Annotated in this window: 13 protein-coding genes; 9 read left to right on the forward strand and 4 right to left on the reverse strand. The window is 64.5% G+C overall.

From position 1 onward, the window contains the following. Positions 1-9 precede the first annotated feature (9 nt). Positions 10-1,146, forward strand: coding sequence for a penicillin-binding protein activator (locus QOL79_RS06170; protein ID WP_283418993.1), 1,137 nt, complete (start codon positions 10-12; stop codon positions 1,144-1,146). 158 nt (positions 1,147-1,304) lie between these two features. Next, positions 1,305-1,841 carry a translation initiation factor IF-3 gene (infC, locus tag QOL79_RS06175; RefSeq protein ID WP_058454920.1) on the forward strand — a complete coding sequence of 179 codons (537 nt, stop codon included), beginning with the start codon at positions 1,305-1,307 and terminating at the stop codon, positions 1,839-1,841. Between the two features lie 11 nt (positions 1,842-1,852). On the opposite strand, the gene QOL79_RS06180 is transcribed toward infC, so the two are convergent. Continuing rightward, positions 1,853-2,548 (reverse strand): NRDE family protein, encoded by a 696-nt coding sequence (locus QOL79_RS06180; RefSeq protein ID WP_283418994.1) that lies wholly within the window; start codon positions 2,546-2,548, stop codon positions 1,853-1,855. Between the two features lie 94 nt (positions 2,549-2,642). Here QOL79_RS06180 and QOL79_RS06185 point away from each other — a divergent pair, with 94 nt between their 5' ends. From QOL79_RS06185 to QOL79_RS06195, 3 genes are read left to right on the forward strand one after another with little or no spacing between them, the layout of a single operon-like run. Continuing rightward, entirely contained in the window at positions 2,643-3,197 is a 555-nt protein-coding gene (locus QOL79_RS06185) for a DUF4287 domain-containing protein (RefSeq protein ID WP_283418995.1), read from the forward strand. 5 nt (positions 3,198-3,202) lie between these two features. Beyond that, entirely contained in the window at positions 3,203-3,811 is a 609-nt protein-coding gene (locus tag QOL79_RS06190) for a TetR/AcrR family transcriptional regulator (RefSeq protein WP_283418996.1), read from the forward strand. A gap of 23 nt (positions 3,812-3,834) precedes the next feature. Continuing rightward, positions 3,835-4,272: a hypothetical protein gene (locus QOL79_RS06195; protein ID WP_283418997.1), complete on the forward strand. Its 438-nt coding sequence runs from the start codon at positions 3,835-3,837 to the stop codon at positions 4,270-4,272. 156 nt (positions 4,273-4,428) lie between these two features. Here QOL79_RS06195 and QOL79_RS06200 read toward each other — a convergent pair whose 3' ends face one another. The 3 genes from QOL79_RS06200 to uvrB all read right to left on the reverse strand — a co-directional run bounded on the left by QOL79_RS06200 (position 4,429) and on the right by uvrB (position 9,133). After that, positions 4,429-5,931: a S10 family peptidase gene (locus QOL79_RS06200; protein WP_283418998.1), complete on the reverse strand. Its 1,503-nt coding sequence runs from the start codon at positions 5,929-5,931 to the stop codon at positions 4,429-4,431. Positions 5,932-6,051: 120 nt separating this feature from the next. Beyond that, positions 6,052-6,858 carry a hypothetical protein gene (locus QOL79_RS06205; RefSeq protein WP_283418999.1) on the reverse strand — a complete coding sequence of 269 codons (807 nt, stop codon included), beginning with the start codon at positions 6,856-6,858 and terminating at the stop codon, positions 6,052-6,054. Between the two features lie 88 nt (positions 6,859-6,946). Next, positions 6,947-9,133, reverse strand: a complete 2,187-nt coding sequence (gene uvrB / locus QOL79_RS06210; RefSeq protein WP_283419000.1) for an excinuclease ABC subunit UvrB — start codon at positions 9,131-9,133, stop codon at positions 6,947-6,949. A gap of 61 nt (positions 9,134-9,194) precedes the next feature. Between uvrB and QOL79_RS06215 the strand changes: the two genes are divergently transcribed. The 4 genes from QOL79_RS06215 to QOL79_RS06230 all read left to right on the forward strand — a co-directional run bounded on the left by QOL79_RS06215 (position 9,195) and on the right by QOL79_RS06230 (position 12,900). Further along, positions 9,195-9,719, forward strand: coding sequence for a DUF3617 domain-containing protein (locus QOL79_RS06215; protein ID WP_058454914.1), 525 nt, complete (start codon positions 9,195-9,197; stop codon positions 9,717-9,719). Between the two features lie 75 nt (positions 9,720-9,794). Next, positions 9,795-10,196, forward strand: a complete 402-nt coding sequence (locus tag QOL79_RS06220) for a VOC family protein (protein WP_282949717.1) — start codon at positions 9,795-9,797, stop codon at positions 10,194-10,196. 468 nt (positions 10,197-10,664) lie between these two features. Beyond that, a complete protein-coding gene (locus QOL79_RS06225; RefSeq protein ID WP_283419001.1) occupies positions 10,665-12,617 on the forward strand; it encodes a tetratricopeptide repeat protein in 1,953 nt (650 codons plus the stop codon). Positions 12,618-12,663: 46 nt separating this feature from the next. Next, entirely contained in the window at positions 12,664-12,900 is a 237-nt protein-coding gene (locus QOL79_RS06230) for an acyl carrier protein (protein ID WP_003039428.1), read from the forward strand. The last annotated feature ends 100 nt before the right edge of the window (positions 12,901-13,000 follow it).

Here is a 13,000-nt window from a genome sequence, read left to right on the forward strand (position 1 = left end):
CGGCGCAAAATGCTGCGCGGGATCGCGACGCTGACGCTCGGCGGTCTGCTCGCCGCGTGCCAGATGGTGCCGAAGGCGACAGGCCCGGCCACCGCGCCGCCGCCCGAAAAGCCCGCCGATGGCGTCGGCCCCGGGCTTCCGACTGATACCGACCGCCACCGCGTCGCGCTGCTGGTTCCCCAGACCGGGCCCAACGCCGATGTCGGTATGGCGATTGCGAACGCGACGACGATGGCGCTGCTCGATTCGAAGACCGAGCGGGTTCGCATCACGACCTATGACACCGCGCTTGGTGCCGCCGCCGCGGCGCGGCAGGCGGTTGCCGACGGCAACAAGCTGATCCTCGGCCCGCTGCTCAGCGAGGATGTCGCCGCCGTCGCGCCGATCGCACGCGAGGCGAAGGTGCCGGTGCTGAGCTTCTCGAACGACAGCAGCGTCGCGGGCAACGGCGTCTTCATCATGGGCTTCGTCCCCGGCCAGTCGGTCGAGCGCGTCGTCGCCTATGCGCGCAGCAAGGGGCAGCAGCGGTTCGGCGCGCTCGTGCCCAAGACGGTCTATGGCGACCGCTCGGCCGCGGCCTTCCGCTCGGCGGTGTCGGCCGCGGGGGGTACGCTGGTCGCGGTCGAAACCTATGACCGCAGCGCGACCGCGCTGACGGGCGCGGCGCGGCGGCTTGCCAATGCCGGCGCGATGGACGCGGTGCTCGTCGCAGACAGCGGCGGCAACGCGATCCGCGCCGTGCCGGTAGTCAAGAGCACGGGGAACAAACAGATCCTCGGCACCGAGCTGTGGAACACCGACGCGGCGCTCGGAAGTAATCCGGCAATGCGCGGGTCGTGGTTCGCCAGCGTTTCGGATGGCCTTTACGGTCAGCTCGCCGCGAAATATCGCACACGCTACGGCAAGGCGCCGTACCGGCTCGCCAGCCTCGGCTATGACTCGGTGCTGCTGACCGTCCGCATCGCGCGCGACTGGAAGCCGGGCACGACCTTTCCCGCCGCAAGGTTGCTCGCCGAGGAGGGGTTCGGGGGCATCGACGGCATTTTCCGCTTCAACAACCGCGGGATCGCAATGCGCGCGCTCGAGGTCAGCGAGGTCGGGGCCGGAGGCTTCCGCGTGATCGACCCCGCGCCGACGAAATGGTAGTGGCATAACCGCCACAGCGTGGCGAAAAGCGTCATGTTTGTGACGCGGGCGGCCTTTACGGCGCGCTCGCGTTCACTATATGGGCATGGCGCGCCGCGATCGCGTCGATTCCGCGCGCCTATCGTAAATGACCAGGAGATACAGCTATACCACCGCCCATGACCCGCCGCTCGATGGCGCCCGTGCCGCCCAAAAACGGCCCGCGATACAATGAATTCATTTCCTCTCCGAAGGTCCGCGTGATCGACGAGGAAGGGGAGAATCTGGGCGTAATGCTGACGGCCGAAGCGATCGAGCAAGCTGCCTCGGTCGGTCTGGACTTGGTTGAAGTGTCTCCCAACGCCGATCCGCCGGTGTGCAAGTTCCTCGATGTGGGCAAGTATAAGTACGAAGCCCAGAAAAAGGCCAATCTGGCGCGCAAGAGCCAGAAGACGCAGGAGATCAAAGAGATCAAGATGCGTCCGAACATCGACGATCATGATTTCGATGTGAAGATGAAGAAGGTCTTCGACTTCCTTGAGGAAGGCGACAAGGTCAAGATGACCATGCGTTTCCGCGGCCGCGAGATGAGCCACACGCAGCTCGGCCTCAACGTGCTTCAGCGCGTCGCCGAAATGACCGCCGAGATCGCGAAGGTCGAGGCGCATCCGCGCACCGAAGGCCGCCAGATGGTCATGGTGATCGCGCCGAAATAAGGCGTCGCGGCTCAGCCGATACGGAAATTCAGGGCGGTCGTTCCACCGGGACGGCCGCCCGCTTCGTATCGGCGCTCCACCATATGCACGTCACCCGCCGCGGAGATCGCGACGAGCGTCGAGGCGCGGGTGCCATAGACTTCGCCGTGCAGGAAAAGCGCGGGCTCGCCTTCTGCTGTCAGCGTGTCGAGCAGGCCTTCGGGCTCGGCTTGCGCCTCGACCACCGCCGACAGCGCGGTGCGCAGCCGGTCAGCGCGCAGACAGGGGGCATCGACCGGTTCGTTGGCGAGCGCATGGACGCCGGGCGCCAGCGCCGCGATCAGCGGCGTCGGCCGGTTGGTGAGCAGCCGCGGGGCGCCGTCGACGGCAAACAGGTTGAACGCGTTGAAGCGGTCAAGGTCGGCCTCCGCCGGTTCGGCGAAGCGGCCGTCGCCGCGCAGCATGTCGGTGACGAGCGCGCCGCGCGACTCCTTCGCGGGGTCGGGCATCGCGCCGCGCACGTTCGTCACCACCACCACGCGCCCGCTCGGCTGGTGGACCCCCAGCCATGTTCCGCCGGCCTGCAGGTCGCGTCCCGCGACGATCCCGCTGCCGTCCGGCCAATGGCCGAGCGGCGCGGCCGGTCGCGCGTGAAATTCGTCGCGATTGCCGATGAGGATCAGAGGCCAGTCGGGGTGGGCTTGATAGGCGAGGGCGACGACGCACATGCGGCGCATATCGGGGCTTGGCGCCCGCTTGCCAAGCCTCTTGACAAATCGCTTGGTTGAATGTTCAATCAAGCCATCTTGCGAAGGAGGGCATATGGCCGACGAATTCGAGAAGATGGGCGAAAGCCTGCGCGCCAAGACGGGCAAGGGGCTGGACGAATGGGTCGCAGTCGCGCGCGGTACGGGCATTCCGGGCCATATGGCGCTGGTGAACCACCTGAAATCCGAACATGGTCTCGGCCATGGCTATGCCAATATGATCGTCCATGCGGCGAATGCCTCGTCGGCCGCGTCGCAGGACGACGATGCGCTCGTCGCGGCGGCGTTCGACGGGGCGAAGGCGCATTGGCGGCCGCTTTACGACCGGCTGGTGGCGCTGGTGCAGGGTTTCGGCGGCGACGTCGAACTGGCGCCGAAGAAAGGCTATGTCAGCCTTCGCCGCAAGAAGCAGTTCGCGCTGCTGATGCCCTCGACCAAGGACCGGTTCGACATCGGGCTGGCGCTGAAGGGCGAAGAGCCGGCGGGCAAGCTCGAACTCGCAGGAAGCTGGAATGCGATGGTCTCGCATCGCGTGCGGATCGCCGCCGATGAAGAGGCGGGCGACGATGTGGCGGGCTGGCTCCGCGCCGCCTATGATCGCGCCGGGTAGATCGCATGAACGCCGCCGACACCCGCAACCGCATCCTGATGACCGCGATGGAGCTGTTCTGGGAAAAGGGCTATCTCTCGACCTCGGTCTCCGACATCCTCTCGCGCAGCCAGGTCCATTCGGGCAGCCTCTACCATTTCTTCCCGGGCAAGCAGGACGTGCTGGTCGGCGTGCTCGAACTCTATCGCGACGGGATCGACGAGATGCTGCTCGCGCCGAACTGGGAGGGCGTTGACGATCCGATCGAGCGCATCTTTGCCCTGCTCGCGGGCTATCGCACCCATCTGATCGTCACCGACTGCACCTACGGCTGTCCGATCGGCAGCCTCGCGCTCGAAATCCACGAGCCCGATCCGGTGGTCCGCGATCTGATGGCGGCGAACTTTACCAACTGGTCGGCCGCGATTGCAGGCTGCTTTGAGGCCGCCGCCGACCGCCTGCCGCCCGGCGCTGACCGCCAGGCACTCGGCGAATTTGTGCTGACGGTGATGGAGGGCGCGGTGATGCAGGCGCGCACCTATCGCGACATCGGCTATTTCGATCGCAACATCGCTGTATTACGCGACTATATCACATCGTTGATGAGCGCCGCCAAATCTGATAATGTCGCCTGATCTTTCTGGAGGGGGAGATAATCATGACCGAAGTACGCAAGACACCCGTTCATCTGTGGATTGTCGGGGTCGTATCGCTGTTGTGGAACGCGGTCGGCGCGTTCGACTATACGATGACCAAAATGCAGAACCCCGAATATCTCGCGGCCTTCACGCCCGAACAGCAGGCGTGGTTCGCCGGCTTCCCGCTGTGGGCGAACATCGGCTGGGCGCTGGGCGTCTGGGGATCGGTACTCGGGTCGCTGCTGCTTCTTGCGCGGAGCCGCCATGCGGTGTCGGCGTTCGCCGTCTCGCTCGTCGGGCTCGCGATCAGCTGCATCTACCAGTTCGGCCTGCATTATGGCGACCTGATGCGCCTGTTCGGAACGTTCCCGATGATCTTCACGGCGATCATCTGGGTGATCCTCATCGCGCTGTTCGTCTATGCACGGAAGCAAGCGGCGGCGGGCGTACTGCGGTGACCGCGTCCGCTTTGGGGTAGGAAGCGGACGTTCGCTCTGTGATCCCCGGCGAAAGCCGGGGCCCAAGGAATTCTCACACAAGCCTGGTGTTTTGCCGCTCTGGGCCCCGGCTTCCGCCGGGGATCACAATGTCCGCAACCGCTCGGAACCGGCCGGTCAACGCGCCCGAATGAAGGCACGGATATCCTGCGACAATTTATGGCGATCCTCGTCGCGGATGTACATCATGTGGCCCGCGCCATAATATTTATACTCTATCCGGTCCTGCGGGATGCCGGTGCGCGACAGCGCATATTCGGCGGCGAAAAAGGGCGTCGCGAAATCATAATAGCCCTGTCCGACGAACACGCGCAGCCCCGAATTCTCGCGCAGCGCCTGCCCGATATAGGGCGTGACGTTGAGATAGGCGTTGGTGTCGCGCCCGCCGATCCGCCAGTCCCATTGCCCGCCGATGCCGCTGATGGATTGATATTCGAGGGTAGTCTTGAAACCCAGAACATCGCGGCTCCAGCTGTTGATCGCCGCGGTGTAGCTCGCGTCGATGCCATAGAAGCTGGGGTCGTTGTCGGGCTGTTCGCCGGCATTGTCGTAATCCTTGCCGGTATAGCGGCTGTCGAGGCGGCCGACCGTCAGGCCGCGGTCGCGGAGCAATTCCTTGTAGAAGCGGCCGGGGGTGACGCGGAGGTCGGCGCTTTCGAGATAGGTTTCGGAGAGGCCGGTAAAGCGCGCGAGGTCGCGGCGGATCGCGGCGCGTTCCTCGCCTTGCAGCTTCTGCCCCTTGAGTAGCGCCGAGGCATAGGGACCGATCGCCCACTGCCGCGCTTCCTCGGTAAAGGCCTCGACCGACGAGCCGCTCGCCTTGCCGTGGAACATCGCGGTGGCGGCCATCGAGGGCAGGTTGGTGATATAGCTCAGTTCGTTGCCCGGCGTATCCGATCCCGCCGCGAAGTCGAGCACGGTCGAGATCAGGATGATGCCGTTGAGCGCGACGTCGTTGTACGTCTCGTTCATCAACTGGTTCGCGACCGCCGCCGAGCGCGTGGTGCCATAGCTTTCGCCGCCGAGATATTTGGGGCTGTTCCAGCGGCCATTGTCGTTCATCCAGCGCCGGATCACCTCGGCGACCAGCTTGGCATCCTGCGTGACGCCGTAATAATCCTTGGGATCGGCTTTTCCGATCAGGTGCGAAAAGCCCGTGCCCGGCGGGTCGATGAAGACGATGTCGGTGACGTCGAGCAGCGCGTCGGGATTGTCGACGATCGGATAGGGCGGGGCGCCGTCGTCGCGCGCATCGCCGGGGATCGCAACGCGCTTTGGCCCGAAGGCGCCCATCATCAACCAGACCGTGCCCGAGCCGGGGCCGCCGTTGAACAGGAACGTAACCGGGCGGCCGGGGTCGCGCGGTTCCTTGATATAGGCCGTGGTGACGACCGAAACCTCGGGCACGCCGTCCTTGTTCTTGATGATCGTCTCGCCGATCGTCGCCGCATAGTTGATCCGCTGCCCGCCGAAGGTGCCGGAGAGCTTTGTGGTGCGGACCTGTGGCTCGACGTCGGCGGGCTTCTCGGGCTTGGCCTTCTCGACGCTCTCTTGGGCATGAACGACAGCAGGAGCAGCGACGGCAAGCGCCAGCGCGATCAGCGACAGACCTGTTTTCATGATTTTCTCCCCGTTGAGGCGCGAACCCTAAGCGGGGCGGGGAAGGGCGGCAAGGTCGCTGGTCGGTCGCGGCGGGGCCTTGGTCGAAGGGCGCCGGACGGTGAGCGGGCGATGCGATCGTCAGGCTGCCAGCGCTGCTTTGGGAGTTCCCGGGCGTGCACCGGCAATCCATCCGTGCCAAGCGATCGCGACGCCAAGGATAGCCGACAGGAACAGCAGGAAGGGCAGATTGACGCGGGAGACGGCGGCGAACATCGGCGCCCAGCCTGGAATTCGTCCGAGCGTATCAAAGCTGATTGCCTGCGCGGCAATGAATCCCGCCGCGATCAGAAATGGCCTGCCATGCGACGACGCCCGACGAAACAGGTAAAGCGTGATCGCCAGCGCGATCAGATTTCCGCCTGCCATCGCATAGGAAAAATTCTCATCCGGCCGGAAAAACGGGATGAGCATGGCAAGCAATCGGAATCCGACCGGAGAAATCACGAACAGCAGCGTCGCGAGCATATAGCGAGCGTGCAGTTGGACCTGATAGCGGTGCCTCAGACCCAACCAGAAGAGAAGGGCGAATGCGAGATTGGCGAGCGGATCGAAAAAACCGAACTGCGCGATCTGCTTGCCTTCGATACTGGTGAAATCGCCGGCCAAGGTCGCCGCCTCGACATGGATGACCCACATTCCCCCGACCAGGAAGAATGGGAAAAGCAGAAAGATCGCGCGCCCGGTCGCGCGGTGCAGCGCGAGTCGATGGTGGTGGGCCGTCCAGCTCTGCACGATCGCAAGGACGATCCAAAGGACAGAGCTGGCGGCATGAGCATGGTGCGCCATGCTATGTGTCTGCAGCTTCGTGAAATATCCGGGCCAGAAGGCGACAAACGTCAGCGCGAGCAGCGCCAGCACATATATCCAGGCCGAACGAAAGGGCATGCTTTTCCCCTTGCGCCGACACTGACATCATCAAACGTCGACAGCAAGCCGGATTACCCGGCGCGGCGATAGGCTCCCTTGCCTTGCGTTACCGTCCCCACTTGGTCTTGCTCGACTTCCCGAACCGCCCTTTGCGCGTGCCCGGCTTGCCTTCGTTGCTCCGCCCCACGCGCGGGGCCACCTGTTCGTCGGGCGGCAAGCCGAGTTCGTCGGCCTCGAGCTTGCGGATCTCGTCGCGGAGGCGCCCGGCCTCCTCGAACTCCAGATCTGCCGCCGCATCGCGCATCTTCTTTTCGAGCTCGGCGATATAGGCGCGCAAATTGTGCCCGACCATGTGCGCGGGCTTGTCCTCGCCGATGTCGATGACGACGCCGTCCTTCGACGCGACATGCGCGATGATGTCGCCGATGCTGCGCTTGATCGTCGTCGGGGTGATGCCGTGTTCGGCGTTATACGCCTTCTGCTTTTCGCGGCGCCGGTCGGTTTCGCGCATCGCGCGTTCCATGCTGCCGGTGATGCGGTCGGCGTAGAGGATGACGCGGCCGTCGACGTTGCGCGCGGCGCGCCCGATCGTCTGCACCAGCGAGGTTTCGCTGCGCAGAAAACCTTCCTTGTCGGCATCGAGGATCGCGACGAGCCCGCATTCGGGAATGTCGAGCCCTTCGCGCAGCAGGTTGATGCCGACGAGCACGTCGAACACGCCGAGGCGGAGGTCGCGGATGATCTCGATGCGTTCGAGCGTCTCGACGTCCGAGTGCATGTAGCGGACCTTCAGGCCTGCTTCGTGCAGGAATTCGGTCAGATCCTCGGCCATGCGCTTCGTCAGTGTCGTGACGAGCGTGCGGTATCCCGCCGCGGCGGTCTTCTTCGCCTCGGCGATCAGGTCGTCGACCTGTTCCTCGACCGGTTTGATCTCGACCGGCGGGTCGATGAGGCCGGTGGGGCGGATCACCTGTTCGGCGAAGACACCCTGCGTGCGATCCATCTCCCACGTCCCGGGGGTCGCCGAGACGCTGACCGTCTGCGGACGCATCAGATCCCATTCGGCGAAGCGCAGCGGCCGGTTGTCGATGCAGCTCGGCAGGCGGAAGCCATATTCGGCGAGCGTGATCTTGCGCCGATGGTCGCCCTTCGACATCGCGCCGATCTGCGGGATCGTCTGGTGGCTTTCGTCGACGAAGAGCAGGGCGTTGTCGGGCAGATATTCGAACAGGGTCGGCGGCGGCTCGCCGGGGAGGCGGCCGGTGAGGAAGCGGCTGTAGTTCTCGATCCCCGCGCAGCTGCCCGTCGCGGCGATCATCTCGAGGTCGAAATTCGTTCGCTGTTCGAGCCGCTGCGCTTCGAGCAGGCGGCCCTCGGCTTCGAGTTCCTTGAGGCGCTCCGCCAGTTCGTGCCGGATCGCCTCGGTCGCCTGTTTGAGCGTCGGGCCGGGCGTGACATAATGGCTGTTCGCATAGACGCGGACATAGTTGAGGCTGGCGATCTTCTTGCCCGTCAGCGGGTCGAATTCGACGATCTCCTCGATCTCGTCGCCGAAGAAGCTGACGCGCCACGCCATATCCTCATAGTGCGAAGGGAAGATTTCGAGACTGTCGCCGCGGACGCGGAAATTGCCGCGCGCGAAGGCCTGGTCGTTGCGCTTGTATTGCAGCGCGACGAGCTTGCGGATGATCTCGCGATTGTCGACGACCTGGCCCTTTTTGAGGTCGAAGATCATCGCCGAGTAAGTCTCGACCGACCCGATGCCGTAAAGGCACGAAACCGAGGCGACGATGATCACATCGTCGCGCTCGAGCAGCGCGCGCGTTGCCGAATGGCGCATCCGGTCGATCGCCTCGTTTACCGAGCTTTCCTTCTCGATGTAGGTGTCCGACCGCGGCACATAGGCCTCGGGCTGGTAATAGTCGTAGTAGCTGACGAAATATTCGACCGCATTGTTCGGGAAGAAGCTCTTGAATTCGCCATAGAGCTGCGCCGCAAGGATCTTGTTCGGGGCGAGGATAAGCGCCGGGCGCTGCAACTCGTCGATGACCTTTGCCATGGTGAAGGTCTTGCCCGACCCGGTGACGCCGAGCAGCACCTGGTCACGCTCGCCCGCGAGCGCGGTGTCGACCAGTTCGCGGATCGCGGTCGGCTGGTCGCCGGCGGGCTCATAGTCGCTAACCAGTTCAAAACGCTTGCCGCCCTCGACCTTGTCGGGGCGGGCGGGGCGGTGCGGGACATAGGCCTCGCTGGTGTCGATTTCATCGAGCGATGTACGAATCTGGATTGCCATCGCTGCCAATATGGTATCGATGGGGTGGGCGCACAATCGCAATGAGTCACAGGGGATGGATATGAAAAAGCTACTCACGTTCGCCGCTCTTGGCGTTGCATTGGCGACGGCTGGCTGCAGCAAGACCGAAAATGCCGGCGGCACCGTCAAGCGCGAGGCCGGAAACTGGAAGACCGACGTCAAGCTGGTGAAGTTCGAAGTTCCGGGCATGCCGCCCGAAATGAAGGACGGCATGGCGAAGATGATGGAAGGCGCCAGCGGCATGGACCAGTGCTTCACGCAGGAGCAGGTCGACAAGGAAGATATCGCCGCCGAGCTCGCCAAGGGGCCGGGCAATGGCGGCGAGTGCAAATGGTCGAAGAAGGATGTCAGCGGCGGCAAGATCGACGTTGCGGGCACCTGCACCGCCAACGGCCAGACGGTCGATATGGCCATGGCCGGCACGATGGAAGCGAAGAAGACCGACGTGACGATCACGACCAAGGGCAAGATGCCGACCGGTCAGGGCGAGATGGAGATGGTGCTGCAGATGACGAGCACCCATACCGGCCCCTGCAAGGACGGCGCAGCCGCGACCAAGAGCTGAGCCAAACGGCAACAGGGTTACGAGCGGGGCGTCGGTGCGAGCCGGCGCCCTTTCTGTTTGAAGGGAGAGAGAAACATGATCGGCTATGTGACCATGGGCACCGACGATTTGCCGCGCGCCCGCGAATTTTATGCCGGGCTGCTCGGGACGATCGGCGCGAGCGAGTTGATGCGCATGTCGGATACCGAGGCGAACGGCTTTACCCTTTATGGCACCGGTTGGGGCCAGCCCGGCATTGCGGTGACGCGGCCCTATGACGGCCAGCCCGCCGATCGCGGCAACGGCCATATGGCGGCGATCGTCGTCGACGAGCGCGCGAAGGTCGATGCGCTTCATGCCAAGGCGCTCGAACTCGGCGGCAGCTGCGAAGGACCGCCGGGCGTTCGCGGTGACGACGGCGAGCAGGCTTTCTATGCCGCCTATTTCCGTGACCCCGACGGCAACAAGCTGTGCGCCTTTCGGATCGGGCCGGCCTGAGCAGCGAAATTTGGAAAGCTGGGGTCGATGTATCCGGCTTCGGACTCGCCGGACGGGATGCAGGTGGGGCTGCATGTCCGTCCGGCGGAGTCACTGTTATGGGGCCACGCGATATGCCGAAAAGCGCCAGGGACCAGCTCGCGCCCTTCGATCTTGGGACCCCAATTGTCCCAACCGGGCATAAGCCCAGCCCAGACCACGACGGCACAGGGCACGTCGCGACCGTTGAACGATCTCACGTCCCTCGGCGATATGGCAGTTACAAGGGGTCACGACGCGGCATGTCGCGAAACGGCAAGAAATTATTAACCACAAATGCCGCTTTTCAGCGTCATTTGGCACCTCGCAATGATTTTGATATAAGGCTGCGGCCTGCTGTTACCGTTACATGGTAGTAAAATCGGCTAGCTGTCCCGGCCGTTTGGCGTATCTAACGCGCACGCCTCGCGAGGGGGCATTCGAGGTTGCATGGACCATATAATCGCTGATGAGCTTCCCGATGGTGATGAAACCGACCGGATCATTGCCGCCGAGTTCGAACAGCTGCGCGAGTCGGCCCTGTTCACCCGTTCGCCGGTTCTGTCGCGTCTATTGCAATTCCTTGTCGAGCATCGCCTGCGCGGCGGGCGCAGCGCCCCCAAGGCCTATGCGATCGCAACCGAGGCGTTGGGGCGCAGCGCCGATTTCGATCCTGCGGTCGACAGCTATCCCCGCGTCATGGTCGGCCGGCTCCGGACGCTCCTCGACCGCTATTATGCCGAAACGCCCTGGATCCACCGTCTGCGCGTTCCGCAGGGGAGTTACGAAATCGTCGTCCAGCATCGTTCGGCGCCCCCCGCGCGATCGGCCGCGGACGCCGAGGGTGACATGGCGGCGGAACTCGCGCCGAACACCGATACGGGCGTCGCGGGTGTGGCGTCATCGCACCACAAGCGCGACGCCGGGATCTCGGCGCGATCCGGCTATGCGCGCCGGGTGGCTGCGCTGCTTTTCGTGCTGCTGGCCGCCGCCGCCGGATGGTGGACCTACGCCAATTGGGGGCGGATGGGTGGCGCGACCCCGGTTCCCACGCCGTTGCTGGAGGTCGGGGTGCCGCAGGCGGGCGAAACGCCGGTGTCGCGCGCACTCGCACGCGCGCTCGACGGGCGGCTGCGCGACGGTTTCCGGCGGTTCGAGCTGGTCGACCTGCGAAGCGCGGAAGCGAATGGAGCATCGGCCGCCGCGCCGCAACCGGACTATCGCCTCGACGTCCTGCTTGTCCGCGACCTCGATGGGCCCGCCGACGTCACGTTGGTGCTGAACCGGGTCGCCGATCAGCGGACGATCTGGTCGCAACAGTTTCATCTCGAGAAGGCGCAGATGCCCGAGTTCGCGCCAGTCGATACCGCCATCGCCCAAATTGCCGGGGACTATGGCGTGATCGTCCGTGATCAGGTCCAGCGCCATCCGAACGATTTCGCGCCGGGCTTTCCATGCCTCGCGCAATTCAACCGGGTGCGCCAGATGCGCAGCGCCACCGCCGCGAAGCAGATCGATGCGTGCCTGCGCGCCACGCTTGACCGCACACCGAACGATCCGGTCGCGTTGTCCGCCCTGTCGCTCGTCCGCTTCGGTGACTGGCAACCGCGCCGCAACACGCCCAAGGGCGCCGCCGCCTTTGCCGAGGCGAGGGCGCTGGCCCAGCGCGCCTATGAAAATGGTCCGGGATCCTCGGCGGGACTTTTCGCGATGTCGCGCGCGAATTTCTATGCGGGCAATTGCCCCGCCGGGCTCGCGCTCGGCGACGGCGCGATGCGGCTCAACCCCTATGATGCCGACATCGCCGGATTTCTCGGGTTATTCAAGCTTGCCTGCGCGCAGGCGGAAGAGGGCGCCGCGCTGTTGCAGCGGTCGCTCGATCTCGACGCCTCCTACCCTGGCGTGCCCGCGGTGACGCTGGCCTTCGTGCGGTCGCAAGCGGGGGGATCAACAGGCGGCACAGGTCATTCTCGACCGGGTGCCGACGCCCAGCAAGATGGAACCGCAATTCATGATGGTCCGCGCGATCGTCCTGGCGCGACAGGGGCATCTGCCCGAAGCGCGCGCGACTTGGCAAGCATTGCTGAAATATACGAAGCAGCCGGCGAACGCCGCGCCGGAAACGGTGTTGCGGCAGTTCCTGATCACTCCGGCGGTGATCGTTCGTGCGTCGGCGGCACTCCGCGAGTCCGGTGTCGTGCCGTCCAGTCCGGCGTCCTGAATCCCGGTCCGTCGACGTTTCCCTTGAAGGCGCGCCGGGCATTTCCTATGTCGGCGGCAACTGCAGGAGAGGCCAGGAAGGGGAGCGTCCGGCGCAGATTGCCGCCGAAAACCAGCGATCGTCGGGACGCTCCGTACCCGACCCATGCCAGCCCTCTTGCCAGCCCCCGCGCTGGGCACTAGGGCAAATTTCAACATTCACGCCATAGTCAGAAAAAAGGAACTGTGCATGAGCGATTCGGCCGAAAAGGTTAAGAAGATCGTCGTCGAACATCTGGGCGTCGAAGCCGACAAGGTCACGGAAGAAGCCAGCTTCATCGACGATCTGGGCGCCGACAGCCTCGACATCGTCGAACTGGTGATGGCGTTCGAAGAAGAATTCGGCGTCGAAATCCCTGACGACGCGGCGGAAAAGATCGCCACCGTCAAGGATGCGATCGACTATATCGAAGCGAACAAGGGCTAATCGGGCCCTGTCCGGCGCAGCCGGACGCGGCGGCGACGCCGCCCACGCGTTTCCGGCTTCCCGGTCCCGAGCGCTCGTGCGCAGTGGCCGGGAAGCTTTT

Source organism: Sphingopyxis sp. Geo48 (assembly GCF_949769155.1).
Taxonomy (GTDB): domain Bacteria; phylum Pseudomonadota; class Alphaproteobacteria; order Sphingomonadales; family Sphingomonadaceae; genus Sphingopyxis.

Bases quoted from the DNA above. Each gene is read 5' to 3' on its own strand.
- QOL79_RS06170 (WP_283418993.1), top strand. From the start codon at position 10: ATGCTGCGCGGGATCGCGACGCTGACGCTCGGCGGTCTGCTCGCCGCG.
- infC (WP_058454920.1), top strand. From the start codon at position 1,305: ATGACCCGCCGCTCGATGGCGCCCGTGCCGCCCAAAAACGGCCCGCGA.
- QOL79_RS06180 (WP_283418994.1), bottom strand. From the start codon at position 2,548: ATGTGCGTCGTCGCCCTCGCCTATCAAGCCCACCCCGACTGGCCTCTG.
- QOL79_RS06185 (WP_283418995.1), top strand. From the start codon at position 2,643: ATGGCCGACGAATTCGAGAAGATGGGCGAAAGCCTGCGCGCCAAGACG.
- QOL79_RS06190 (WP_283418996.1), top strand. From the start codon at position 3,203: ATGAACGCCGCCGACACCCGCAACCGCATCCTGATGACCGCGATGGAG.
- QOL79_RS06195 (WP_283418997.1), top strand. From the start codon at position 3,835: ATGACCGAAGTACGCAAGACACCCGTTCATCTGTGGATTGTCGGGGTC.
- QOL79_RS06200 (WP_283418998.1), bottom strand. From the start codon at position 5,931: ATGAAAACAGGTCTGTCGCTGATCGCGCTGGCGCTTGCCGTCGCTGCT.
- QOL79_RS06205 (WP_283418999.1), bottom strand. From the start codon at position 6,858: ATGCCCTTTCGTTCGGCCTGGATATATGTGCTGGCGCTGCTCGCGCTG.
- uvrB (WP_283419000.1), bottom strand. From the start codon at position 9,133: ATGGCAATCCAGATTCGTACATCGCTCGATGAAATCGACACCAGCGAG.
- QOL79_RS06215 (WP_058454914.1), top strand. From the start codon at position 9,195: ATGAAAAAGCTACTCACGTTCGCCGCTCTTGGCGTTGCATTGGCGACG.
- QOL79_RS06220 (WP_282949717.1), top strand. From the start codon at position 9,795: ATGATCGGCTATGTGACCATGGGCACCGACGATTTGCCGCGCGCCCGC.
- QOL79_RS06225 (WP_283419001.1), top strand. From the start codon at position 10,665: ATGGACCATATAATCGCTGATGAGCTTCCCGATGGTGATGAAACCGAC.
- QOL79_RS06230 (WP_003039428.1), top strand. From the start codon at position 12,664: ATGAGCGATTCGGCCGAAAAGGTTAAGAAGATCGTCGTCGAACATCTG.